The organism is Burkholderia sp. lig30 (assembly GCF_000687455.2).
In the GTDB taxonomy this organism is placed as follows: domain Bacteria; phylum Pseudomonadota; class Gammaproteobacteria; order Burkholderiales; family Burkholderiaceae; genus Burkholderia.
The window spans coordinates 77,977-103,671 of sequence record NZ_JGVW01000076.1; the positions used below are offsets into that span (position 1 = coordinate 77,977).

Annotated in this window: 23 protein-coding genes; 20 read left to right on the forward strand and 3 right to left on the reverse strand. The window is 58.9% G+C overall.

Annotated features, from left to right (window positions below; genetic code table 11):
* Positions 1-353: 353 nt before the first annotated feature.
* From LIG30_RS12700 to LIG30_RS12710, 3 genes are all read left to right on the forward strand, one after another.
* Positions 354-1,460, forward strand: coding sequence for a porin (locus tag LIG30_RS12700; protein ID WP_038712725.1), 1,107 nt, complete (start codon positions 354-356; stop codon positions 1,458-1,460).
* A gap of 168 nt (positions 1,461-1,628) precedes the next feature.
* A complete protein-coding gene (locus LIG30_RS12705) occupies positions 1,629-4,034 on the forward strand; it encodes a glucose/quinate/shikimate family membrane-bound PQQ-dependent dehydrogenase (RefSeq protein ID WP_038712727.1) in 2,406 nt (801 codons plus the stop codon).
* A 243-nt stretch (positions 4,035-4,277) separates the two neighbouring features.
* Complete coding sequence (locus LIG30_RS12710) at positions 4,278-5,264, forward strand: porin (RefSeq protein WP_038712636.1); 987 nt, start codon at positions 4,278-4,280, stop codon at positions 5,262-5,264.
* Positions 5,265-5,474: 210 nt separating this feature from the next.
* On the opposite strand, the gene LIG30_RS12715 is transcribed toward LIG30_RS12710, so the two are convergent.
* On the reverse strand, positions 5,475-5,786 hold the full coding sequence (locus LIG30_RS12715; protein WP_038712638.1) for a hypothetical protein: 312 nt from the start codon (positions 5,784-5,786) through the stop codon (positions 5,475-5,477).
* Positions 5,787-6,489: 703 nt separating this feature from the next.
* Between LIG30_RS12715 and LIG30_RS12720 the strand changes: the two genes are divergently transcribed.
* From LIG30_RS12720 to LIG30_RS12735, 4 genes are all read left to right on the forward strand, one after another.
* Entirely contained in the window at positions 6,490-6,927 is a 438-nt protein-coding gene (locus tag LIG30_RS12720; RefSeq protein ID WP_038712640.1) for a MarR family winged helix-turn-helix transcriptional regulator, read from the forward strand.
* 37 nt (positions 6,928-6,964) lie between these two features.
* Positions 6,965-8,473 carry an efflux transporter outer membrane subunit gene (locus LIG30_RS12725; RefSeq protein ID WP_038712642.1) on the forward strand — a complete coding sequence of 503 codons (1,509 nt, stop codon included), beginning with the start codon at positions 6,965-6,967 and terminating at the stop codon, positions 8,471-8,473.
* A 34-nt stretch (positions 8,474-8,507) separates the two neighbouring features.
* Positions 8,508-9,815: an HlyD family secretion protein gene (locus LIG30_RS12730; protein ID WP_038712643.1), complete on the forward strand. Its 1,308-nt coding sequence runs from the start codon at positions 8,508-8,510 to the stop codon at positions 9,813-9,815.
* Between the two features lie 103 nt (positions 9,816-9,918).
* On the forward strand, positions 9,919-11,478 hold the full coding sequence (locus tag LIG30_RS12735; protein ID WP_038712646.1) for a DHA2 family efflux MFS transporter permease subunit: 1,560 nt from the start codon (positions 9,919-9,921) through the stop codon (positions 11,476-11,478).
* 261 nt (positions 11,479-11,739) lie between these two features.
* On the opposite strand, the gene LIG30_RS12740 is transcribed toward LIG30_RS12735, so the two are convergent.
* Positions 11,740-12,183, reverse strand: a complete 444-nt coding sequence (locus tag LIG30_RS12740; RefSeq protein ID WP_038712647.1) for a bacteriohemerythrin — start codon at positions 12,181-12,183, stop codon at positions 11,740-11,742.
* Complete coding sequence (locus LIG30_RS12745; RefSeq protein ID WP_038712650.1) at positions 12,180-12,893, reverse strand: TetR/AcrR family transcriptional regulator; 714 nt, start codon at positions 12,891-12,893, stop codon at positions 12,180-12,182. The genes LIG30_RS12740 and LIG30_RS12745 overlap by 4 nt, the downstream gene beginning before the upstream one ends.
* A 344-nt stretch (positions 12,894-13,237) precedes the next feature.
* Between LIG30_RS12745 and hcaB the strand changes: the two genes are divergently transcribed.
* The 13 genes from hcaB to LIG30_RS12800 all read left to right on the forward strand — a co-directional run bounded on the left by hcaB (position 13,238) and on the right by LIG30_RS12800 (position 25,497).
* On the forward strand, positions 13,238-14,053 hold the full coding sequence (hcaB, locus tag LIG30_RS12750) for a 3-(cis-5,6-dihydroxycyclohexa-1,3-dien-1-yl)propanoate dehydrogenase (protein ID WP_038712651.1): 816 nt from the start codon (positions 13,238-13,240) through the stop codon (positions 14,051-14,053).
* 40 nt (positions 14,054-14,093) lie between these two features.
* Positions 14,094-15,539 carry an aldehyde dehydrogenase family protein gene (locus tag LIG30_RS12755; protein WP_235510297.1) on the forward strand — a complete coding sequence of 482 codons (1,446 nt, stop codon included), beginning with the start codon at positions 14,094-14,096 and terminating at the stop codon, positions 15,537-15,539.
* A gap of 62 nt (positions 15,540-15,601) precedes the next feature.
* Positions 15,602-16,957, forward strand: a complete 1,356-nt coding sequence (locus tag LIG30_RS12760; RefSeq protein ID WP_160326695.1) for an aromatic ring-hydroxylating oxygenase subunit alpha — start codon at positions 15,602-15,604, stop codon at positions 16,955-16,957.
* 14 nt (positions 16,958-16,971) lie between these two features.
* A complete protein-coding gene (locus tag LIG30_RS25305; protein WP_160326696.1) occupies positions 16,972-17,511 on the forward strand; it encodes an aromatic-ring-hydroxylating dioxygenase subunit beta in 540 nt (179 codons plus the stop codon).
* A gap of 76 nt (positions 17,512-17,587) precedes the next feature.
* Positions 17,588-17,908 carry a 2Fe-2S iron-sulfur cluster-binding protein gene (locus LIG30_RS12765; RefSeq protein WP_038712656.1) on the forward strand — a complete coding sequence of 107 codons (321 nt, stop codon included), beginning with the start codon at positions 17,588-17,590 and terminating at the stop codon, positions 17,906-17,908.
* A gap of 31 nt (positions 17,909-17,939) precedes the next feature.
* Positions 17,940-19,124 carry an NAD(P)/FAD-dependent oxidoreductase gene (locus tag LIG30_RS12770; protein ID WP_051995005.1) on the forward strand — a complete coding sequence of 395 codons (1,185 nt, stop codon included), beginning with the start codon at positions 17,940-17,942 and terminating at the stop codon, positions 19,122-19,124.
* A 102-nt stretch (positions 19,125-19,226) separates the two neighbouring features.
* Positions 19,227-20,228: a dihydrodipicolinate synthase family protein gene (locus LIG30_RS12775; RefSeq protein WP_038712734.1), complete on the forward strand. Its 1,002-nt coding sequence runs from the start codon at positions 19,227-19,229 to the stop codon at positions 20,226-20,228.
* A gap of 16 nt (positions 20,229-20,244) precedes the next feature.
* Positions 20,245-20,505 (forward strand): hypothetical protein, encoded by a 261-nt coding sequence (locus LIG30_RS12780; RefSeq protein ID WP_038712657.1) that lies wholly within the window; start codon positions 20,245-20,247, stop codon positions 20,503-20,505.
* Positions 20,506-20,549: 44 nt separating this feature from the next.
* The gene (locus LIG30_RS12785) at positions 20,550-21,380 is read left to right on the forward strand and encodes a protocatechuate 3,4-dioxygenase (protein WP_038712660.1); all 831 of its coding nucleotides are present in this window, start codon (positions 20,550-20,552) and stop codon (positions 21,378-21,380) included.
* A gap of 41 nt (positions 21,381-21,421) precedes the next feature.
* On the forward strand, positions 21,422-22,027 hold the full coding sequence (locus LIG30_RS25310; protein ID WP_038712661.1) for a 2-hydroxychromene-2-carboxylate isomerase: 606 nt from the start codon (positions 21,422-21,424) through the stop codon (positions 22,025-22,027).
* Between the two features lie 103 nt (positions 22,028-22,130).
* Positions 22,131-23,174, forward strand: a complete 1,044-nt coding sequence (gene gtdA, locus LIG30_RS12790) for a gentisate 1,2-dioxygenase (protein ID WP_038712663.1) — start codon at positions 22,131-22,133, stop codon at positions 23,172-23,174.
* A gap of 37 nt (positions 23,175-23,211) precedes the next feature.
* Positions 23,212-23,910 carry a fumarylacetoacetate hydrolase family protein gene (locus LIG30_RS12795; RefSeq protein WP_038712665.1) on the forward strand — a complete coding sequence of 233 codons (699 nt, stop codon included), beginning with the start codon at positions 23,212-23,214 and terminating at the stop codon, positions 23,908-23,910.
* A 486-nt stretch (positions 23,911-24,396) separates the two neighbouring features.
* Entirely contained in the window at positions 24,397-25,497 is a 1,101-nt protein-coding gene (locus tag LIG30_RS12800) for a porin (protein WP_051995006.1), read from the forward strand.
* Positions 25,498-25,695 lie beyond the last annotated feature (198 nt).

Below are 25,695 nucleotides of genomic sequence, written 5' to 3' on the forward strand. Positions count from 1 at the left end.
GGCATTTTATTTGGGATATTTCAATAGTGGGTGGTTTGATTTTCCTCGCGGTTGTCGGGGGGAGTAGACACCGGCCAGGGTTTGTGAATTTCAAAGGCAGCGCTCCGGCTCAATTTTGGGGTCGTTTCGATAAAACCATGCCGATCTGAATTGCCGGGTCGAGGTGTGGTGCTTAGCACTGTGTCGGTTGAAAATCAATCCGTTTTTGGCTGTCTATTATTCGCCAGATTTCTTTCGTGGCATTAACGTCGTTTATGAATGAAGTTGGTTTGTCGATTGATAATGTTGCAATGCCAATGCTGTCGGGTATCCGTCGACCAGCGGCGGTGGTTAAATTTTTCTATGCCAATATGATGAAGGCTAAGTTTGGCGCAATTGTGGTGCTTCTCGCGATAAGCACGGGCGCATCGGCACAATCGAGCGTGACTCTTTATGGCCGTCTGGACGGTGGCCTCGAGTATCTCAATCACATCGCCAATGCCACGGGCGGCGGCTCGAGCCGTTGGAGCGCCGAAGGTGGTGACTGGGGCACCAGCATGCTCGGTCTCAAGGGTACCGAGGATTTGGGCGGAGGGTTGTCTATGCTCTTCAATCTGGAAACCGCGTTGCAGGTGATGGACGGCAATTCCGGTGGTGGCCGCCTTTTCTCGCGGCGTGCCTATGTCGGCCTCAAGGACGCCGCCTGGGGGCAACTGCAGGCCGGCCGCAACCTGTTCATCGACAGTGATGGTGTCTGGGAATTCGATCCGCTGCAACAGCAGGCCGTGTCGTCGGCCTCGCTCGTGCGCGGGCGCAACTGGCCGCAGGCGAACAACAACGTCGAGTACCACAGCCCGGTGATCGGCGGACTCGACGTGCAGGGCCAGTATGCGTTCGGAAACCAAACGAATGGCTTCAACTATGGCCCTGAGGGCGACTTCGGCCGCTCGGACGGCGTCATGCTCACGTACCATTCGCCGATTTTCGACATCCGTGGAATCTACGACGAACTGCGCGATTCAAACGGGCGCTTCAGCAACATATTCACGGCATCGCGTGAGTACTTTGTTGGTGCGAACCTGAGGGTGCAGAAGTTCAAGATTCAGGCCGCATACACCCATTATGCAGCGCCGGACTCGCCGTTGGGCGTTGCCGATAGCGCCGATCATTACTGGCTCGGTGCCACCTATCAGCCGACACCACGCTGGAACATCACGGCGGCTGGCTTCTATATCCACGTGGGCGAGGGCAGTGGCGATGCCGCGCACGATCCGGGCAGCCACGCGATGCTTTATGCGCTCGGTGCCACCTATGACCTGAGCCCGCGCACGTTCCTCTACGGCACGGTCGCATATGTAAATAACAGCAAGAACGGGACGTTCTCGGTGTTCGCGACGCCCCGCGATTCGAGTTCGCCTACGAGTCCGACGGCCGGCGAATCGCAGACTGGTGCGTATGTCGGGATGATGCACTCCTTCTAGCGCAGTGGACTCCTGAGTTTCGCCGTTCGGGAGGCGGGATGCTGATCCTGGATTGGGCGGCATCGCTCCACCGACCGGGAGTCTCCTGGACGTCAGGGGAGGGACGCGTCGCGATCGTGTTGCCGCAGACAGGGGTTGCTGGTTTTCTTAAAAGGAAATGGTGAAATGATGACAAAACAATCTGCGTCACCGGGTATGGTAGGTGCGGTTACGCTGTTGTTTACAGTATTGACCGCGCTTTATCTGTTAATCGGAGGTGCGTGGCTGCTCGCCATTGGCGGCTCAGCGTATTACGTCGTGACTGGCGTGGTGCTGGCGGCGGTTGCATGGCTGATGTATCGCCGCAGTTCGGCATCGCTCGTCCTGTACGCGCTGGTACTGGTTGGCACCGGGATCTGGGCCGTGTGGGAGTCAGGCTTTGACTTCTGGGCGTTGGCGCCTCGCTCGGGCGTGCTGGTTGTTTTCGGGATGTGGCTACTTCTCACGAGTCGTCGCCTTGTAGGCGCACGTGGGCTTGGCGTGACATCGCTCGTGATCTCCCTGGCTCTCTGGGCGGGCGTGCTCGGTTATGCAACCGGGCACGATCCGCAACAGCTCAATGGCACGTTGGCTGCAACGACATCTGCGTCAGCAGCGCCGGCGCATGTGGCCGACGACGCCAATTGGCCGGCGTACGGTCGCACGCAAGAAGGCACGCGCTATTCGCCCCTTAATCAGATTACGACGGGAAATGCCAGGAACCTGCAGGTCGCATGGGTCTTCCGGACCGGCGATCATAAAGGTCCGAATGACCCGGGGGAGATTACAGACGAGGCCACGCCGATCAAGATTGGAGACATGCTGTATTTGTGTTCGCCGCACCAAATCCTGTTTGCGCTGGATGCAGCGACGGGCACTTTGAAGTGGAAGTTCGATCCAGGTTTGAAACCCGACCCGTCATTCCAGCACGTGACGTGCCGTGGCGTGTCGTATCGCGATCTGTCAACCGACGCTCCGCAGACGGCTTCAACAGATGCCGCAGCGAGCGCAGCCAATGCGAACACGCCGCGTGCGTGCATGCGCCGCATCTATCTGCCGGTCAACGACGGCCACTTGTATGCGCTTGACGCCCGGACGGGGCAGCGCTGCGCAGAATTTGGACGCAACGGTGACCTCGATCTGCAACACGCGCAACCCATCACGACCCCAGGCATGTACGAACCGACGTCGCCGCCGATCGTCACGGACAAGGTGATCATTATCGCTGGCGCGGTCGAGGACAATTTTTCGACGCGTGAGCCGTCGGGCGTGATCCGCGGTTTCGATGTGCATACCGGCAAGCTACTCTGGGCGTTCGATCCGGGCGCGAAGGAGCCGAACACGATTCCGGGGCCTGGCGAACATTACACGTTCAGCTCGCCAAACTCATGGGCGCCGGCGGCTTACGACGCGAACCTCGACATTGTCTATCTGCCGATGGGCGTGACAACGCCCGACATCTGGGGCGGCAACCGCACGCCGGAACAGGAGCGCTATGCGAGCGGATTGCTCGCGCTGCACGCGTCGACGGGCAAGCTCGCCTGGTTTTACCAGACGGCACACCACGATTTGTGGGATATGGATCAACCGTCCCAGCCGACGCTCGCCGACATCACGGACAAAGGTGGCAACAAAGTGCCGGTGGTGTACGCGCCGGCGAAGACCGGCAACATCTTTGTGCTTGACCGCCGAACCGGCACTCCGGTCGTTCCGGCGCCGGAGCTGCCGGTGCCGCAGGGCGCCGCGCCGGGTGACCACGTGTCGCCGACGCAGCCGTTCTCGGAACTGACGTTCCGGCCTTTGAAACGGCTGAGCGACGCGGACATGTGGGGGGCGACAATGTACGATCAGCTCGTGTGCCGCGTGATGTTCCATCGTCTCCGCTACGAGGGAACCTACACGCCGCCGTCGTTGCAGGGCACGCTCGTATTCCCGGGCAACCTGGGCATGTTCGAATGGGGGGGGATTGCTGTCGATACCGATCGGCAAATTGCAATCGCCAACCCGATTGCATTGCCATTCGTATCGCGTCTGATTCCGCGAGGGCCGGGCAATCCGATGGAGCCGGCGAAGGGCGCGAAGGGGAGTGGCACGGAATCCGGCATCCAGCCACAGTATGGCGTGCCGTTTGGCGTAACGTTGAACCCGTTCCTCTCGCCGTTTGGCCTGCCGTGCAAGCAGCCGGCCTGGGGTTACATCTCTGCCATTGACCTCAAGACGAATGAGATAGTCTGGAAGAAGCGCATTGGCACCGTGCGTGACAGTTCGCCTATTCCGCTGCCGTTCAAGATGGGCATGCCGATGTTGGGCGGGCCGATTGCCACCGCAGGCGGTGTCGCATTCATCGGCGCGACTGCGGACAACTACCTTCGCGCTTTTGACGTCAACACGGGCGCCCAGCTTTGGCAGGCACGTCTGCCGGCCGGCGGCCAGGCTACGCCGATGACCTACTCGGTCAATGGCCGGCAGTACGTCGTGATCGCCGCGGGCGGCCATGGCTCGTTTGGCACGAAGCTGGGTGATTATGTAATCGCGTACGCGCTGCCGCAGCAGTAACAACCATTGACGTGATGTTCCGGCATGGTGCGGCGAAAAATCGCCGCCCATGCCGCTTTTCTTCTTGTCGCCGCAGCGTGCGTGCCGCGGCACACCCTTTGTCCACGCATGAGCCATTCACCCTTTACATCGCCTGCCGTTCGCGTCGGCAGTCGGCGCTGCGGCCCCGCATCTTGCGCGGGAACGGCGACGCGCCTCGCTCATTTCAGGCGATTTGCGCCGCGTGCTTCCGCCGTGCTGGCCATGCTTGCGGCGCATGCCATGAGCGCTCACGCGCAAAGCTTCGTCACGCTGTACGGCGAGATTGACGCCAGTATCGAAATCACGAATCCGGGCGCGGGCTACGTCGCGCGCATGGACTCTGGCGCATACCGCGGCTCGCGGATTGGTCTGAGTGGCGCCGAGGACATCGGCGGCGGCATCAAGATTCTGTTTGATCTGGAAAACGGCTTCGGCTCCACCGACGGCACGTACGCGATGGCCAACACGATCTTTAACCGCCAGGCATGGATTGGCGTCGGTTCGCCTTATGGTGCGGTGCGAATGGGCCGACAGTACTCGCCAATCTACATCCCCTTCAAAGGGCAGCTGGATGCCTTCGGTGCAGGCACCATCGCATCAGGCCTCGATAATCTCTCCAAGATCACGCCTTACGAAAGTAACGCGATTACTTATCTTTCGCCTGAAGTCTACGGCTTTTCCACGACGATGATGCTCTCGTTGCGCGACGCCACCGATGGCGACGGCAATGGCCTCGCCGGTCGGATCGCAACGGTCGCATGGCACGACGGCCCGTTCCGCATCTCATACGCGAACCAGCAATCGCATGGCGCGGGCGCATTGCGCGCCAACCTGGGCGGCGTCTCGTACGAGTCCGGTCCGGTCACGGGCTTCCTCTCGTTCTTTAATGGCGACGGTGGCATGCCGCGCTACCACAACGATGGTGTCTCGATCTCCGCGCGCTATGCGGTCAACCCGCGCTTTCGCGCTTCGCTCGGCTACACCTATCTGCGCGACCGGTCTGGCGGCGACAACAACGCCGATCAGTTCAGCGCGGCCTGCGAGTACGATCTTTCGAAGCGCGTGCTGCTCTATGCGAGCGCGGGATGGCTGCGCAATCGCGGTGACGCCGAGTTCACCTTGCGCGGCGTGAACGTGACGGGGCTTGCGCCATCATGGCCCGGTGCATCGGTGCGAGGCATGCAGTTCGGCATGATCGAGCGCTTCTAGTTGCGGCAGTTGGGGGCCGGCCCGCCCGAGGGGCCGTGCCTTTCGTCAAGCGTCAGGGCCTGGCTTGGGGCGGAGCGGTGCCGTCGCGAAGGTGGGCGTCGCAGCGTCGCCGTGCCGGTACGGCATCCCCCCTATGGCTGACAGGTTTCCGTCCTGATACAGCTTGCGCCGGTGAAACAGCGGGTTCGGATTCACGCGGTGCTGGTGCCATCATACGCTCTCGCTTCGTGGCGGTCTTGCGTCGGCATCTCCAAGTTTGGCCAGAATCGAGTTTGTCATGTCAAGGAGCGTGGAATGGTATTCGGCAGGTAACTGAACATCGTCCATCAACGACATGGCCTCCTCAATGCCCAGCCGAAATGACCACGAGACCTCGGCGCGCTGCGTTCGCGTAAGGTGTGGCAAGGTTGCGTCAAGAAACTTGCCCAAAACCATGGCGCGTGCGCCAAGAACGCTCACTCTCTTCGAGTTGGCGATCAGGGACTCGTTCAGTTGATCCAGCGAATTATTAATGTTGTCCAATTTTGAGACTCACTTCAGACTGCCTGCCAGTCAACGGTACCGGAATCCGACATATCCGCAGCGTTCCTGGCTGGGTTGGCAATGCGCGTCTCCGTCTCCTGAACTTCGGCTGTCGTCGCAGCGCTAGCGACACGAAATTCGGAGATGCGCATCTGGCCAGGCTCCCCTTTCATCTGCAGCGCGCTACGCATGCTCGGTAACCAGTTGTCGCGCAGTTCCGCAACATGCGCGTTTTCAGCGCGGGCTCGACCAGAGCAAACCCGCCCACCACGACCAGCAGGACGATCACCGCCAAAAATCCCGGCAGCAACTGGGTGCCCGCTTTCATGTTCCTGAGAGACTGCACTGGGAATACCCCCTTTGTTCTGTTTTTTGGTCGCAGCTGGTGCCAGAAATAGGCGCCATATTTCCGGGCTATGGTACGGGTTAGCGGGTAATGAGAATCAATATTTATTTGCACTAGACTGGTGCTGATATGCAACAGTTTTTGCAAAGAAAGGGTGCGCCATTACAGCGGCTCAGCCGCGTGCTTGCTGCGCAACGCTTTCGGCGACGGGGCCGTGCTTCGAGCTACGGTCTGGCGGCGCAATACGTAGGATGAATAGGGGCGGTTGCGCTTGGCGCAACAATGAGTTGCGTGCCGATACGGTTGACTGTATCTGATTAGTCAACTATTGTTCATGCAGACAGTAGGAGGTTGTTCATGGCGCACTATTCGAAAGACGACTTTCATTTTGCGGACAACATCGGTTTTGCCATCATCAAGGCGCGGAATCTTATCGCAGCGGAAATGGACTCCGCAGTGAAGGGGTTTAACGTGCGGGCGCAACATGTTGGCATTTTCATGGCGCTGTTACGCGACGCCGACATGACAGCGGCGATGCTGTCGCGACATCTGGGTATCGACGCCGGTTTGATGGCGCGCAAACTCGAAACGCTCGAAACGCTCGGCATGCTGACGCGCTCACGCAGTTCCGACGACCGCCGTGTCGTGAACCTCAAGCTCACAGCGGCGGGCCGTGAGGCTGCGCTGCGTATCGCAGAGATCGCGCCGGATGTGCTGAATACGCGCCTCAAGCGCTTCACGAAGGCAGAATTCGACGAACTGCGGCGGCTGATTCACAAGTTTCTGAACGATTGAGCGCTTTTTTTTACTTGACTATCTGATAGGTCAGAAAATGGACAATCAATTAAATGCCGGGCGGCGCGCGTCGCGTGTACTGAAAGTTGCAGTGTCGACGGTGTTCGCGGCGGTGCTGTCTGCTTGCGCGAACTATGCGGGTATTCATAGCGACGCGAAACCGGCTGAGCCGCAGCAGTACGCAACGCAGCAAAGCCTTCGTGCGGAACAAGGCCATTGGCCCACCGCCAACTGGGCTGACCAGTTCGGCGATGCGCAACTGAAGGCGCTGATCGACGAAGCGCTCAAGAACAGCCCGACGCTCGACCAGGCACGTGCCCGCGTCGCAGCCGCCTCGGCGTATAGCGAAACGGCGAAGGCGAGTACGATGCCACGCGTCGACGCCAGCTACTCACTCACACGACAGCAATTCTCGAGCACCGCGCTGATTCCGTCCCCGTATGGTGGCTCGTGGCAGACGGAGAACAAGGGGCTGCTGAGTGCTTCGTACGATCTCGATCTGTGGGGAAAGAATCGTGAAGCGCTGAAGGCCGCCATCTCGCAGCTCCAGGCGAGCAAGGCCGATTCGGAAGTCGTCAAGCTGACGCTTACGACGTCGATTGCCCGCACCTATAACCAGCTTGCGCGTCTGTACGTGCTGCGTGACATCGCGCAACAGGAAATTACGCAGCGCGAGCAGATCGACAGGATCACCGCCGGCCGTATTGCGACGGGCCTGGATACGGAAGTTGAACGCAAGACGGCGCAAGCCAATCTCTCGACGAGCCGCGCTGCGCTGAAGTCGCTCGACGGACAGATTCTCAATACACGTTATCAGATCGCTGCGCTACTCGGCGCGGGGCCGGACCGTGGCCTGCAGATCGCACGGCCGACGCTCGGCACCGGCGATGACGTGCGTCTCCCCGACAACCTGCCCGCCGACCTCGTGGGTCGTCGTCCGGATATCGTGGCGGCGCGCTGGCGCGTCGACGCAATGACGCACGACGTGAAGGAGGCGAAGGCTGAGTTCTATCCGGACATCAACCTGAGCGCAGCGATTGGTCTCGATGCGTTCGGCTTCGGTCGATTTCTGACGGCGGTAAGTCGCACCGCATCGGCGGGGCCGGCAATCCATCTTCCGATCTTCGATGCGGGCGCACTGCGAGCCCAATTGAAGGGGCGCTACGCTGAATTCGATTACGCCGTCGCGACTTACAACCAGACACTCGTGACTGCGTTGAATGAAGTCGCCACGCAACTGGCCGACGTGCGTTCGACGGATGCGCAGCTGGTCGATGCCCAGGCCGCACAGGACGCCGCGCGCAAGGCTGATGAACTTGCACTTGTGCAGTACAAAGCCGGCCTCACGAACCAACTGACTGTGCTGAATGCCGACGTCAACGCGCTTTCTGCCGATCAGGCCGTCGCGAATCTGCGCATGAGCCGCCGCGACCAGCAGATCGCGCTGGCCGCCGCGCTTGGTGGCGGCTTTGTCGATACGTCAACCCCGGATCAAAACGCACAGACGCCTTCCGCGTCCGCGATGCCTGTCGCTGCCGCGCGTTGAGCGGCCATCCACCGAATCTGCCTGGAGAACTGAAATGAGCGAAATGAATACCCTGGAGCGTGAAGCGAGCGGCGTGGCGCACGCGAAACACGACGCTGCATCGGCGACGAATGCCGCCGATTCGAACGAGCCTGGCACCGGCAAGCGCAAGTTGCTGATTGCGTTGCTCGGCGTGGCCGTCGTTGCGTCGTCGGTGGCTTATGGCGCGTACTACACGATGTACGCCCGTTATCACGAATCGACTGATGACGCGTACGTGAGCGGAAACCTCGTGCAACTGACGCCACAGGTGACGGGCACCGTCGTCGCGGTGAACACTGACGATACGCAGATCGTGAAAGCGGGCGATCCGGTCGTCTCGCTCGACAATGCCGACGCGAAAGTTGCGCTCGGCAACGCGGAAGCGACGCTCGGACAGACGGTTCGGCAGGTGAGTAGTCTGTACGTGAACAACGATTTCTATGCCGCTAACGTCGCGCAGAAGCAGTCCGATCTCACGCGCGCGCAGGACGATCTGCGCCGCCGCCAGGCCGTTGCGAATACCGGCGCCGTGTCCGCTGAAGACATCGCACATGCGCGCGACGCCGTGACGGCCGCACAGGCTGCGCTCGACGCCGCGCATCAACAAGCCGAAGCGAACCGCGCACTGACCGACCATACGACGGTCGAGCAGCACCCGAACGTACAGGCTGCTGCGTCGAAGGTACGAGACGCGTACCTCGCATATGCGCGCAATACGTTGCCTGCGCCCGTCACCGGATATGTCGCCAGGCGTTCGGTGCAGGTCGGTCAGCGCGTGTCGCCGGGCACGCCATTGATGGCGATCGTGCCGCTCGACGGCGTGTGGGTCGATGCGAACTACAAGGAGAGTCAGTTGCGCAGCATGCGTATCGGCCAGCCGGTCACACTGACCGCGGATGTCTATGGCGGCAAGGTTCAGTATCACGGTCGCGTGGTCGGCTTCTCGGCGGGTACGGGCAGCGCGTTCGCGACGCTGCCGGCGCAGAACGCGACCGGGAACTGGATCAAGGTCGTCCAGCGTCTGCCTGTACGTATTGAGCTCGACCAGAAAGAACTCAGCGCCCATCCGCTGCGCATCGGTCTTTCGATGGATGTCGACGTGGACACGCGCAATGACACCGGCGCGCAGCTTGGCGCAGCCACGAACACAACTTATCGCACCGACGTATTTGCGAACTACGGAACGCAAGCCGATGCGGAGATCGAAAAAATCATCGAACAGAACATGATGAAGCCGAATGCCGGTTCGGCGGGCACCTTGGCAGCGCCGAAGACAGCCGCACAGCGCGATGCAGGCCGCACGGCTCCACGCGTGGGCTAAATCTCATTGGAGAACGCGGCATACACGCGTTCTTTTTCCATTCATTTTTCTGACAGGTCAAATTCAAGTGCGAGACCTGTCCAATAGTTCGGACTGGAAGCGAATGAATTCCTCGACTAAAGTTGCACCGCCACCGCTCACGGGCGGCAAGCTGGTGCTCGCGACACTGGCGGTCGCGCTGGCAACCTTCATGAACGTGCTCGACTCTTCGATCGCCAACGTGGCGATTCCCACTATCTCCGGAAATCTTGGGGTGTCCGTAGACGAGGGCACCTGGGTGATCACGCTGTTCGCGGCAGCGAACGCAGTGGCGATTCCGCTGACGGGCTGGCTCACCCAACGCATTGGACAGATCAAGCTCTTTGTCACGGCCATTCTGCTGTTCGTCTTTTCGTCGTGGCTGTGCGGCGTGGCACCTAACCTGATGATCCTGCTGGCCGCACGCGTGCTGCAAGGGGCGGTGGCGGGGCCGCTGATCCCGCTGTCGCAGGCGATTCTGCTTGGCTCATATCCAAGGGAAAAGAGCTCGACGGCGCTTTCGCTGTGGGCGATGACTGCGACTGTCGGTCCGATCGCGGGGCCGGCACTGGGCGGCTGGATTACCGATAGCTATAGCTGGTCATGGATTTTCTACATCAACATTCCCGTTGGCCTGTTCGCGGCGGCGGTGACGTGGATCATCTATCGTGACCGCGAATCGGCGACGCGCAAGCTGCCTATCGACAAGGTGGGGCTGCTGTCGCTGATCGTATGGGTCGCGTCGCTGCAAATCATGCTCGATAAGGGCAAAGACCTCGACTGGTTCAGTTCGCCGGTGATCTGCATACTCGCGGTGATTGCTGCAGTCAGTTTCGTGTTCTTCCTGATCTGGGAATTTACCGAGAAAAACCCGATTGTCGACATTCGGCTCTTTGCCGCACCCAACTTTCGCGGAGGCACGATCGCGATCTCGGTCGCGTATGCCGTGTTCTTCGCAAACCTGGTCATTTTGCCGCAATGGATTCAGGGTTATCTCGGCTATCGCGCAGTGGATGCGGGCCTTGTGACTGCGCCGCTTGGCATCTTCGCGGTGTTGCTTGCACCCGTCATGGCGAAGCTCATGCCGAAATCTGACCCACGCGTGCTGGCGACGCTTGCATTCGTCGGCTACGCAGGTGTTTTCTTCATGCGCTCGCACTACACGACGGGCGTCGACCAGTGGACACTCGTCCTGCCGACGCTCCTGCAAGGGATTCCGACCGCGCTCTTTTTCGTGCCGTTGACGGCAATCATCCTGTCCGGCTTGCCCGCCGACAAGATTCCTGCTGCAGCGGGCGTGTCCAATTTTGCTCGTGTATTCGCGGGTGCCGCAGGCACGTCGCTCGTTACAACGGGCTGGAACAATCGGACCATCCTGCACCACGCACAACTCGCGGAGCAGTCGAGCGTGAATAACCCGGTGTATACCGGTGCGATTGCAGACGTGCATGCGACCCTTGGCGGCAGCATGAGTCAAGCCGTTGCGTTCTTCGAGCAGTCACTGAACGCGCAAGCCGCGATGCTCGGCCTGAACGATATCTTCTGGTTGTCGTCGGTGATTTTCATCACGATCATTCCGCTGATCTGGCTGACGAAACCCGCCAAAGGCGGTGGTGGCGGGGCAGCAGCCGCCGCTGCGCACTGACCGAGCCACCTCGAGCGCGAGCCGGCTGGATGAAATGGCTGGCTCGCTCATCGCGGATGCAACATCTTTGGTCTGCGACCGTCTTGCCAACCGGACTGACGGAAGGCGCCGCATCTTGCGGCGCCGTTACCCGCTTCGCGCTTTCCATATCAGCGCGCCATCACTACGTCACTATCGTGCCTCATGCCCGCGAGGCATCGCGAACGCCACGCGACGCGCTCACGTGGCAACGAGGGAGGCATCAATACCATCCAGCGCGCTTTAATCCAGCGATAGACCTCTCCGCAAAACGACAGGCTTGCCTCCAAATCGAAGCTTCGACATCCAGTGCGCGAGCGCTGAGTCGAGGTGGTCGGCGTGGGACGGAAACCAGTTCGCCAACTCGTTGACCAAGTCACGGCAGATTGCCGTGTTTCCGGCGCGCAGCAGTTCGTGCACCTCTCTAACCGATTGCAACACGGCTGCATGCTCTTCTATGTGGCAATCCCTGGGGGGGAAGTCGGTCTCCACCATCCACCTGTCCTCCAGTTCGAAGTGATGCTTGAGATGCATCGCGAGAGCGTCGAAAAGATCAGGCAATGCTGCGTCTTCGGCCGCCTGCATCCGCCCGATCAGGTTGACGAACTCTTCGTGCACGTCATCCATCGGCGTAAAGCCCAGGAGAAATGAGTCGGACCACTCCATGGCGTGATGGTTGTCGGTCATGATTTGTACGTCTCCAGGTTGTCAGGCTTGATCTTCGAAAAGAGTGGGCTGTCGATGGATTCGATTATCGGCAGCGGCCCGTGGGCGAGGTGGGGAATCTGGCTCTCCGGCACGCGTAGTCCGCGCAGGATTGCCTCGACGAGAAATTGCGGGTGTTGGCTATGACTCGGTTCGCTGACCATCGTGCCAATGCCATAGAAAATCGAGCCAACAACCATATCGCGAGCCACGAGGATGTCATCTATGACGATCAATCCCTCGTTCTTTGCATCAGTCAGGTCGCGGGTGATGTATCCCTCGATTGGCTGCCCACGCGCGGCGATACGGACACCAACGCGACTGAGAAACGTGCCCCAGATCGGGTATCGGAGTGCCATGCTCATGTAGAGCCGCACGCCGGCCGATAGTCTTTCCAGCGGACTCTTGCAGGTCAGGATGTAGTCGTTGACTGCAGCCACGAACTCGTCACTCATCGCCGACGCGAGCGCCAGCAGCAGGTCTGGGAGCGTCTTGAAGTGGTTATAGAACGTTCCGCGCGAAACCCCTGCCGCAGTGATGAAATCGTCAATAACCACGGCATCGGTTCCCTTCTCATAAATGACGGCGAGTGCGGTCTCGAGCAACTTCAGGCGTGTTCGCTCCTTGCGCTGGGCGGCGACTCTGACCCGATGATCTTCTCCGGGGGCGGATTTCTGTGCGAGGGGCGGCATAAATTCAGAACGTTAGTGCTTTTGATCGGCCGGCACGAAAGACGTCATCGAACCCGGCTCGGAACAGCTGATGTTACAGCACCGTCACGCAGTTTACGGATTGGCTCTTGGCCCGGCCATGGGCTTATCCCCCAGAGCCGGCAAGGTCCCTTTCACGTCACTGGTAGGGGAAATCCCCAGCGTGCAGGCAACCATCATTGTGACATTATGTTCAACATGAACAAAACGTCAATATGAAGGGTGGGCATCGGCACGCCGGGCGCTTCGCCCACGCCCAAGGGGCGTGGCGCTGGTTGCGTGCCATGCGGGAAACATGAGTTCGCACGATGCGAGAGGAGCGTGGGATGGCTTGTTTGAAGGGTAACGTCGCCTTGATTACCGGTGGAGCATCAGGTCTGGGCCTGGCGCTTGCCGAGCGATTTCTCGAGGAAGGTGCGAGTGTTGCGGTGCTGGACCGGGATGCCGCTCGGGTGGCAGACACTCAGGCACGATTGGGGGACCGAATCGAAGCGATCGTGGGTGACGTCACGACGTGGCGTGATAACGAGCGTGCGGTCCGGCAAGTCGTCGATCGTTTCGGTCGACTGGATACGTTTATCGCGAACGCCGGCGTCTTCGACAATTTCGAGTCTCTCCAGGCGATCGATCCCGACAAGCTGTCGAGTGCGTTCAAGGAGCTTTTTGCGGTGAACGTCGAGGCCGGTCTGCTGGGCGCGAAGGCTGCGATGGCGCCCTTGAGCGCGTCGCGTGGAAGCATGATTTTCACGCTGTCGAACGCGGGGTTCTACGCGGGCGGTGGTGGGGCACTGTACACCGCATCCAAGCATGCTCTCGTCGGGGTGGTGAAACAACTCGCGCACGAGTTGGCCCCCCGGATACGCGTCAACGGCGTCGCTCCAGGGGGAATGCGCACGAACCTTTCGGGTCTCGTTGCGACAGGTACGGCTGACACTCGACCCAATCAGGGCGCGAATTTCGAAGAAATGCTGGCGTCGATTACCCCTTTGGCCATCGCCCCAACGCCGAGCGATTACTGCGGCCCCTATGTGTTGCTTGCTTCCAGGGAGAACGCCGGTCCCATGACGGGGGTAATCATCAATACGGACGGCGGCTTTGGTGTGCGCGGAATCATGGGCGTGCGCGGCGGCGACGCAAATTGAGATTTAGCAGTCCAAATCGAATGGGGAAAAGATGACTTTCATGCCTGCACTGAACTGGATCAATGGTGAATGGATTGATTCGGGAATTCACAAGGAATCCGTCAATCCCGCCACAGGCGAAGTGATCGGTTTGTATGCCGATGGTGGCGAGAATGAGGCTCTCGCGGCTATTGATGCAGCGTCTTCGGCTTTCGAGTCAAGCGCATGGCGGACGGATCGGGCGCTACGCGCTCGCGCGCTTAACGAACTGGCCGACCTTTTCGATCGGAACCAGGATGCCCTGATCGAAGCCGTAGTCCGCGAGAACGGGAAAACCCGCTATGAGGCCGGTTTCGAGGTGTCCATGAACGCTTCGAAACTGCGCTACTACGCGTCGCTCGTGCGTACGAGCTATGGGCGCTCTGTGCAGCCTGCGGAGGGCAGGCTTTCTGTCGTGGTCCCCGAGCCGATCGGCGTTGCCGGGATCATCGTGCCCTGGAACGCGCCGACCGTTCTGCTGGTGCGCTCACTCGCTCCTGCTTTGGCCGCCGGTGCGGCGGCAGTCGTGAAAATGCCGGGACAGACGGCACTGGTGAATGCATTGCTGGCAAACATCATGTCCCAAGTGAAGTCACTGCCGCGCGGGATCGTGAACATGTTCACTGAGTCCGGGGACGCGGGAGCGCGGAAGCTGGTTGATTCGCCGGACGTACCCGTTATCAGTTTTACCGGAAGCACGCATGTGGGGCGCGCCATCGCGTCAGCGGGTGGACAGCGATTGAAGCGGCTGAATCTGGAGTTGGGGGGCAAGACCCCGATGATCGTCTTCGACGACGCCGACCTGGACAAAGTCATTCCCACATTGGAGAAGGGCATCACGGTGTTCGCGGGGCAGTTCTGCATGGCGGGTTCCCGCATCCTCGTGCAACGCGGTATTGCGGAAAAGGTCGTCCGTTTGCTCAAGGCGCGTCTGGAGGCAGTGAAGGTCGGTCCCGGATCGGACCCGGCGAGCGACATGGGGCCGCTGATTGACAAGGCCTCCGTCTCCCGTGTCGACGCTGAAGTCGAGAAGGCCATCGCCCAAGGGGCGACTGTGATCGTGCGCGGTGGACCCTCACGTGACGAGAGGCTTGCGTCGGGCGCGTTCTACCAGCCGACGCTGCTCGAAATCCACGATAGCGGAGCCGATATCGTTCAAAGGGAAACCTTCGGGCCGGTCGGGACACTGGAGGTGTTCGATACGGAAGCTGATGCCGTTGCATTGGCAAACGCGACTGAATTTGGCCTGGCCGCGAGCATCTGGACCTCGGATGCGGATCGCCCATGGAGAGTCGGATGCGCGATCGCCGCAGGGACAATCTGGATCAATCAGTGGGCAGTCATTTATGACGAAATGGAAGAGGGCGGCCAGAAGCAGTCCGGTATCGGTCGGTTGAATGGGGTTGCTGCGCTGGCCCCATTCACCGAATACAAGCACTTCACGATTTCACACGGTAGTCAGTTCTGAGTGTCGTGGCAGACGCGGCTTGACCTTTCTTGCGTTGTTAATCTAACGAGATGGAGACAAACTTGAGTACAGGTTGCGCAACCGGGCTGGAGACGCTGGCCCAAAAATACCCACGCGTCCACGATTTGGTGGCGCGCGGACGGGAAGTCATCGATCAAGGCTTCCTTCCTGCGAAGATCTTCAACGATCCGCAAGTCTACGAGGTCGAGCGGGAGCGAATCTTCGGCAAGGCCTGGATTTATCTTGGTCATGTGACCGAGTTGCCGAACAAGCACGACTACGTTCTTCGTAATATTGCCGACAATCCACTGATCGTAACGCGTGGCGCAGACGGCGAGATTCGCGCCATGCTCAATGCGTGCACGCATCGCGGCGTGCAGCTGGCGCGCGGCGATAAAGGCAACGCGAAGATGTTCCGTTGCCCCTATCACGGCTGGACGTTTACGAATAACGGCAAGCTGGCGGGCATCCCCCAGAAGAAAGAAGCCTATGGAGACGCGATAAACGAAGCCGAGTGGGGGCTCAAGCAGGTGCCGCGCCTGGAAATCTTCCAGGGCATGATTTTCGGAAATCTGGACGCCGACGCCATGCCGCTCGATGAATACCTGGGCGATATGAAGTGGTATCTGGAGCTTCTGACGAAGCGTTCGGAAGGTGGCCTCCAGGTGGTCGGTGCTCCACAACGCTGGATCGTCAATGCCGACTGGAAGTTGCCAGCGGACAACTTCATTGGCGATTCGTACCATACCCAGACTGCACACCAGTCCATCGTGGAACTGGGTATGTTGCCCGACAACCCGTTTTACGCGATGTCCGGAGACCTGATCGACGCGGGCAATGGTCATGGCATGGGGCTGACGGGCGCGCCACCGGGCATTCCTTTGCCACCGTACCTGGGGCTGCCCGAAGAAGTTGTCAGTTCGGCAAAGAAGCGACTTTCGCGGGAGCAGTTGCAAGTCATGGAGAAGAGCAACTTCTTCCACGCGACCGTATTCCCCAACCTGTCCTTTCTGAACATCATGACGGCAAAGGATGCGCAAAGCCAGCTGACTCCGATGATTACGTTCCGACTCTGGCAGCCTGCCGGTTTTGGAAAGATCGAAATCTGGTCCTGGTGCCTGGTCGATGCCGATGCGCCCGAGTCATATAAGAAGGAAGGTTACGAGGCGTATCTGCGTACATTCGGGATCTCGGGGACGTTCGAGCAGGATGACGCGGAAGTCTGGCAGACCTCCTTCAGCATGACCGGGGGCGAGATGGCTCGGAACATGAACTTCAATTATCAGATGGGACTCACGACACAGAAGCCGCGTGAGGACTGGCCCGGTCCCGGCAGGGCATACAACCTCGGCTATGGCGAGTTTCCGCAACGCGGGTGGCATCGCCGTTGGCTGCAGTACATGAGTGGCGAGATCTGACCGGAGGCTGAATCGTGAAAAACATCGACCAATATGACGCAGGTCTCCACGGCCAACTGTCCTGTTTTCTGAATCGAGAATCCGAGCTGCTGGACAATTTTCAGCTGAAGGAATGGCAAGCGACTTGCGTGGACGAGTCGATTCGTTATGTCGTTCCGCTGCGCCAGACAGTCATGCAGGAGGATGGTGATGGATTCAGTGAAGATTCCCACCTCCAGAGTGATGACTGGAACGCACTGACGATGCGGATCAAGCGTTTCGATTCCCGGGCGGCCTGGTCCGAGAATCCGCAAACGCGACTCCGTCACTTTGTGACGAATGTCCGTGTCGGCGACAGAGTCGCAATCGGCGGTAATTCGAAAAATTACGAAGCGACGGTGAAGTCAAACGTGCTCATTTACAGGTCGCGCGGACCATCGCCGGATCATGATCTTTTGTCCGCTGAGCGAATCGACACGATCCGTTGTGTCGATGGCGACATCAAGCTCCTTCGTCGTGAAGTTCGAATCGATAGTGCGGTAGTCGGAACCCACAATTTTTCGTTTATTTTCTGAAACATCATTGATGAGACCGGTGATAACCGGTCTCATCAATCGAGTCCCCAAAGCGGGGGCGAATCGGAATTGCAAGATGGCAAAGATTACCTATATCGAACATGGCGGAGCTGAGCACGTTGTCGATGTGCCGGAGGGGTACTCCCTGATGGAAGGTGCAACGAAGAACAGTGTTCCCGGTATCGTTGCAGAATGCATGGGCGGCTGTGCCTGTGCGACCTGCCATATCTACGTCGATCCCGCCTGGCGTGGGGCCGTGCCAAATGCCAACGATGACGAGATCGCGATGCTGGAGTACGCATCCGATGTGCAGGAGGGGTCTCGTCTTTCTTGCCAGATCAAAGTGACGCGCTCCATGGATGGAATGGTTGTGAGAATGCCTGCGTCGCAAGGCTGATTGTCGGTCGTGAGTTAAATGGAAGGTCGGTATGAGTCATTTCGATATCCTGATCGTCGGATCCGGGCATGCGGGAAGTCACGCTGCCATATGTCTGCGTCAGCTCAAATATGAAGGGTCAATTGGCGTAATCGGCGAAGAAGAAAATTTTCCGTACGAGCGTCCGCCGCTTTCCAAGGATTATTTAAGCGGAGAGAAAAGCTTCGACCGGATTCTGATTCGGAGCGAAGACTACTGGGCCGAGCAAAGGATCGGCATGCTGCTGGGCCGGCGTGTTGGCGAACTCATGCCCGAACAGCATATCGTTCGTACGGTATCGGGCGAATCGTTTGGCTACGGCAATCTGATCTGGGCTGCGGGCGGGGTAGCGCGGCGGCTCGCTTGTGACGGCGCCAATCTCGCCGGTATCCACTACATCCGCCACGTCGGCGATGCGGACGGGCTGTTGAAGGAATTGCCTGGTGTTCGACGGATCGTGGTAATTGGCGGCGGCTATGTCGGGTTGGAGGCCGCGGCATCGCTGAGAAAGATGGGCAAGGACGTGGTGTTGGTCGAAGCGGCCGCCAGAACCCTGGCGAGAAGCACCTGCGAGACGGTTTCCCGTTTTGTCGAGGCTCAGCATCGCCTGCGTGGTGTGCAATTTCGTCTTGGCGTCGGTGTCGCGCGGATAGAAGGCCGGTCCGGCCGTGTCGCATCCGTCCATCTCCTTGATGGCACCAGCATTGACGCGGACTTGGTCATCGTGGGCATCGGTATCGTCCCGGCCGTCGAGGTGCTGGCCGCCGCCGGAGCAAAAGTGACGAATGGCGTTGAAGTCGACGAGCAATGTAGAACGAGCGTGCCGAACGTTTTTGCGATTGGCGATTGTGCGTTTCACAAGAATCGATATGCAGATTACGCGATGGTCCGGCTTGAGTCGGTCCAGAACGCACTGGATCAGGCGCATGTCGTCGCCAGGACTCTCGTGGCTCAGGGCGCTCGCTACGACAGTTTGCCCTGGTTCTGGTCGAACCAGTACGACATCAGGCTGCAAACGGCCGGGTTGTCGATCGGCTATGACCGGACCGAAATCCGTGGCGACATATCGACGTCTTCGTTTGCGGTCGATTACTACAAGGGCGACAGGCTCATTGCGACCGACTGCATAAATTCGCCGAAGGATTTCGTGGCGGCGCGCAAGAAACTCACCGAGCAGTTTAAAGAGACGGTCGACTAGTGAAAGCAGTTTCGGCGTTTCACGAGAAATGTCGTTGATCGGCAAATCTTGTCCTGAGAGAACCTTTTCGTAACAAATCATAAGCCCCAGGAGCGAATGACCATGATTCATCCAAAACTTCGTATCGACGCCTCAGGTATCAACGGACTCTGGCCTATTTTGCCCACGCCGGCGAAGCCGAATGCTTCCGACTGGCGTGAGCGAAGCACCGTCGATCTGGATGAAACCGCGCGTATTGTTGAATCGCTCATCGACGCTGGCGTTGACGGACTCTTGAGTCTCGGCACCTATGGTGAGGCTCACAGCCTCCTGTGGGAGGAAAAGAAAGCGTTTGTCGGCTGTGTCCTGGAGACTATTCGCGGCCGTATTCCATTCTTTACAGGGACGACGGCACTGAATACGCGCGAGGTCGTCGAGCAGACTCGCGCGATGCACGACATGGGCGTGAGCGGGACCATGCTCGGCGTACCCATGTGGTGCAAGACCGATCTCGCTACCGCCGTTCAATTCTTCCGGGATGTGACGGAGGCCTGCCCTGACACCGCTCTCGCCATCTATGCGAACACGGAAGCGTTCAAATTCGAGTTTCCGCGTCCGTTCTGGGCGGAGATCGGAAAAATGCCGCAGGCAGTAGCGTGCAAGTACCTTGGTATCGGCATGCTGGCCGTGGATCTGGAGCTTGCTCCAAATATGCGGTTTCTCCCGAATGAACAAGACTACTACGCGGCCGCGCGCATCGACCCGGAGCGCGTCACGGCATTCTGGTCCAGTGGTGCATTGTGCGGGCCGCTTCCGGCGCTGACGTTGCGGGATCGGGTTGCGCGGGCCAAGTCGAGCAACGACTGGACGTCAGCGAAGGAAATCGCCGACAGGATGCGGGCCTGTGACGTGGGCTTTTTTCCCAAGGGCGAGTTCTCGGAGTTCTCGAAATTCAACGCGCCGCTCGAAAAGGCCCGGATGAACACCGCCGGATATGTGAATGCCGGACCGTGCCGCCCTCCCTATCACGTTATTCCACAGGAATACCTCGCGGGCGCAGAACGCTCAGGGCGTGCACATGCGGCTTTGAATGCTGAACTGAAGCAGGCCGAACATTCGATTTGATTGCAAGGGGGGGCGCGTGAGCATCTACACGATGGAGCGGGTCTTGTGGGATTTGCATGCCGATCCCGTCAAGGTCGCACGATTTCATTCGAACGCCAGTGAATTCTTGTCTGCTTATCCGTTGTCTGGCGAAGAGCGGGTTTTGCTTGAATCAATGGACGTGCGCACTATCGCCGATATGGGGGTGAGTCAAATGCTCTTGTTTTGCTCATGGCAGGCGATTCATGGTGGACCGCCTTCAGTGCCGGAGTACATGAGCAGGATGAACACCCGATAAGGTGAGCGCTGCGGAGATTTTTACCTTTTCAGATAGGAAATGCTATGGCCGAAATCGTTGCGGGCTTCATGTTGCCGCATGATCCGCTCATCCCGTCGATGCCCGACGCGCCGCCCTTGCAGAAACGCAAGACATGCATGGACGCGTACGCCACGATCGTCAGGCGTATCAAGGAACTAGAGGTGGACACCGTGATCGTGATCGGTGACGACCATTACACGATGCATAGCCCTGCGTGTATTCCGCGTTGCCTTATCGGTATTGGCGACGTTGAAGGTCCATGGGAGGAGTGGCTAGGGATTCCGCGCGCAAAGATCGAGAATAACGAGGCGCTCGCCCGCCACATCATGCAGACCGGATTCGACATGGGGGTCGACTGGGCGGTGGCCAAGTCTCTCGTCATCGATCACTCGACCGCCGTCCCGATCCACTACGCGGTTCGGCCGGCCGACGGTGTGAGGGCCATTCCGGTTTACCTGAGCGCGGGGTTTGAACCGCTCATCTCCAGCAGGCGCGCCCACGAGATCGGAAAAATTATCCGGGAGGCCGTGACGTCGTGGTCCGGAACCGAGCGTGTCGCCATTTACGGTACCGGGGGGCTAAGTCATTGGCCCGGCATGGCGCGGATGGGACACGTCAACGTCGAGTGGGATCAAAAAATCATTGCTCATGTCGCGGATGGAAATGTCGAGGCGTTGATCGCGCTGACTGACGATGAAATCCTGCGTGATGGCGGCAATGGCGGGCTGGAAATCAAAAACTGGATTTGTGCGATGGGTGCGTTGGGCCCTGTTCACGGCGAGTTGATTGCTTACGAGGCTGTGCCGGAGTGGGTGTGCGGGTGTGGCTATCTGGAAATGAAGCAGGCCGCTTGAGCGATTGCGTAGAAAGCAGACTTAACAGACCACGTGCAGATATGGAATCAATCGATTTTTACTTCGACTTTCTTAGTCCTTTCGCGTATTTGGCATGCCATCGGTTAGGGCAGATCGCGATAAAACACCAGTGTGTCGTAAATTATATTCCGATTGACCTCGCTGCTGCAAAATTGGCGATCGGGAATACGGGGCCGACTAACAGGGAACTTCCCGTCAAACTGAAGTATTTGATAGACGATCTCGGGCGATGGGCCAATAGATACGGGATTCCGTTTCAGGGTGCAAAGAACCATAACTCGAGACTGCTGAATCTTGGGACTTTTTTTGCCCAGGACCGCGGTGAAGGCGCGGCGTATGTGGCCGATGCATATCGACGAACCTGGGGCGAAGGTGGCGCGCCGGACGACGAAAATCTGTTGAGGAAAATTGCATCGGAATTTGGATGGAATTCCAGTGAATTTCTCGATTTCATCGCTTCGCCGGACGCAAGTGACCGCTACGAAGCCAGTACGGAAAATGCGATTCGAAGAGGAGTGTTTGGCGTGCCGACCATGATGGTGGGTGACTGTATGTGGTGGGGTAATGACCGCCTGTTTATGGTCGATGAATACCTGTCGCAGGTGTCATTACAAAAAACCTCGTGATATACGTCTTTTGCTCGTATTTTGAATTTCGAGTGTGTCAATCCAGGGCGAAAAGACACAAAGAAATAGCAACAAATAGAAAAAGCAGAGTCAGGAGAAACGAATGTCGAATACACAATCCGCGTCGCGTCGAGCTTACTACGGTGAGATCGCAAGGCACAACCTGTCGCCTCTCTGGGAATCGCTGCACGCACTCGTGCCGAAGGAACCCTGCCCGCAGGCTATTCCGGCGATCTGGAAATACGCACAGTTGCGCGAGCTGGTGATGGAGTCTGGCAAGGTGATCAGCGCGGCGGAAGCGATTCGCCGCGTGCTGATCCTGGAAAATCCCGGGCTGCCAGGCAAGGCGAGCATCGCGTCGAATCTGTACGCAGGCCTGCAGTTGATCCTGCCGGGCGAAATCGCACCAAGCCATCGTCACACTCAGTCGGCGCTGCGCTTCATTGTTGAAGGCGAAGGTGCATGGACTGCTGTAGACGGTGAGCGTACGACGATGCACCCGGGAGATTTCATCATCACGCCGTCGTGGACATGGCACGACCATGGCAACCCAACCATTGAATCTGGTGGTGAGCCGGTCGTGTGGCTTGATGGTCTTGATATTCCGCTGCTGGTCCAGCTCGACGCCGGTTTTGCCGAGAACTTTCCCGAAGACACGCAGCCGATTAACCGCGCCGAAGGCGACAGCTGGGCACGCTATGGTTACAACATGTTGCCGGTTCGTCACGAGGTGAGGAATGGCAACTCGCCGATTTTCAACTATCCGTACGCGCGCAGCCGCGAGGCGCTCTACTCGCTGACCCGCACCAGCGAAGCCGACGCCTGGGACGGTTTCAAGCTGCGCTATGTGAACCCCGCCACGGGCGGATACCCGATGGCGACCCTGGCGACCTTCATGCAACTGCTGCCTAAGGGCTTTCGCGGCAAGCCGTACCGGTCAACCGACTCGTCGGTGTTCAGTGTAGTCGAGGGGAGGGGCAAGGTGAAGATTGGTGAGCAGACGTTCGAGTTCGAACCACGTGACGTGTTCGTCGCACCATCATGGCAGCCAGTCAGATTCGAGACCGACGAGGATGCAGTCCTCTTTAGCTACTCGAACCGTCCGGTGCTGGCTGCGCTCGGTTTGTTGCGTGAAGAGCGCAAGTAACTAGCCGCGAATCCATTACTCTACTGCGAGAATTTGCATGGCATTTGTATTTCCGCCCGAAGCCCCGATCGCCGCCCCGGTCGCCGGAACGAACGATTCGATTGCGGTGCGGCGCGTCTACTGCGTCGGCCGCAACTACGCCGCCCACGCGCGCGAAATGGGTTTCGATCCAGATCGCGAGCCGCCGTTCTTCTTCCTCAAGCCGGACAACACCGTGGTGCCGGTCGGTTACGGCGAGACGCTATCGCTCGAATATCCGTCGGAAACGCAGAACTACCACTACGAGGCCGAACTGGTCGCCGTGATTGGCAGGAGCGGTTCGAACATTCCGCTCGAACAGGCGCTCGACCATGTCTGGGGGTACGCGGTCGGTCTCGACATGACGCGTCGCGACCTGCAGATGAAGATGCGCGAAATGGGCCGTCCCTGGGAAATCGGCAAGGCTTTCGACCGCTCGGCGCCGCTTGGCCCGATCCACCCTGCAGCGACTGTCGGCCATTTTGACAAGGGTGATATCTGGCTGACCGTAAACGGTGAATTCAGGCAAAAGAGCAACGTTACGCATCTGATTTGGTCAGTGGCCGAAACCATTGCGTATTTGTCGAAGTTCTTCAAGCTCGAACCGGGCGATCTGATCTACACCGGAACGCCGGAGGGCGTCGGGCCGGTCAAGGTTGGCGATGCAATCAAGGTCGGCATCGATCGCCTTGGCGAGCTGTCGGTCGAGATCGTCTGACGACACCGCTATCCTCACACAGGAATGCACTGCGTAAGGGTTGCGATCCCGGTGAGTTCCCATGCGCCTTGTCGGTCTTTGAGCATGCGAAACAGCATCCGGCATTCGTGAAGGCTGAACCAGGGAATCAGCCGGATTACACCACGCCTTAAGTACTGAGCTACTGAATGGCATGGGACGCACAAGTAGCGCCATATGGCTTTGCTGAAACGTGATTGAGTTGCAAGGCGTTCAGGCGGGCGGGAAATTTCATATTCCGCGACGGATTTCCCGCTCCTGATCCAGCCATGAGGCGACGGGGTCGTCGACGCCGGATGGACTTGACAGTATCTAGCTTCAGTTCATTGATTTGCAGTGCATACCACTTTGAGTGGTGGATGAATTTGGCTGTATGAAGGGGCGCCTTTCCTGGCTTTCGACCACTCTGGCCCCAAGAAAATCTAAAGAGGCGAAGTTCAATAGAGGCAAAAGAGGAGACGTTTACTTATGTTGATCACGACACGAAAATTGCTTCCCCGCGTTTGCAGCGTAGCCGCATTGATTGCGAGCTTGCCTGCACATGCGCAAAGCAGCGTTACGCTGTACGGCGTATTGGATGCCGGTCTGCTGTACATGAGCAAAACGGCGACACCAGGCACGAACGTCAACGCCGGCAAGTACATCGGTTTTGCGGACAGCGGATACTCCCCGTCGCTGTTCGGCCTGGCGGGTGTTGAGGACCTGGGCGGCGGCCTCAAGGCGGAATTCAAGCTCGAAAGTGGCATCAACCTGGGTACAGGAGGGTACAACAACTCGAACGGGAATCTCTGGGGGCGCCAGGCATGGCTTGCCCTTGACAGCGACAAAGCCGGTCGACTCAAACTGGGTCTGCAGTTTTCGCCATTCTTCGAAAGCCTGTTCGACCTCGATCCGCGTCTCTCGCTGACAGGTTCCACGCTGCTGCCGTATTTGAACAACGTCGCGGGTACCGGCATCTTCACGCCGAATGCGGTCTCGTACACGAGCCCGACGTTTTATGGGCTGCAAGGAAGTGTCATGTACGCGTTCGGCAATCAGCCCGGGGACATGCAAGCAGGGCGCCAGGTCTCGGCGCGTCTCAAGTACGACGCTCACAATTTGCTCGTAGAGGCCGCATACTACGACGCGAATCCTGGTGGCGCAGTCCAGACGGTGCCACCGACCGACGTGCCGTTCGAGGGACGTATGATTGGCTTTGGCTATACGTTCGAAAAACTCACCGTGAAGGCGTCCTTCACTAACTATAAGGTGAAGGGAAGCGGCAACAATAACAACGTGTATGGCATCGGCGCTTCGTACATGGCAACGCCGACGCTCAACCTCAACGGTGCGACATATTACGAAATCAATCGCAATGACAGTTCAAGCCACGCACTGTGGGGTATTGTCGGCGCGTCCTATTTCTTGTCGAAACGCACCACGCTCTACAGCCAGGTCGGCGTGATCAGCAACAAAGGCGGGATGCGTCAAGGCATGGTGACGGGGGAAAACGCGCCTCCAGCGAACTCGTTGTTCCTGCCGGAGGGGACGGCGGCGATCGTCAATCTCGGCATACGCCATACGTTCTAAACGATACGCCTGCTCGCGTGTACGGCTGACCGAGCAGGCGGCCGACAGGCTGATCCTGGCGTGTTGTCTCGGGCAACAAGAAGGCCGAACGGGTCGCCTGTGGGGCTGCGTTCGGATTCGAAGACATCCTGCGGGCCGGCACTCCCGCGCGTCGCCGCCCGTTGGGAGATCCGCTCGCGCTTCCAGCGCAGCTGTCTC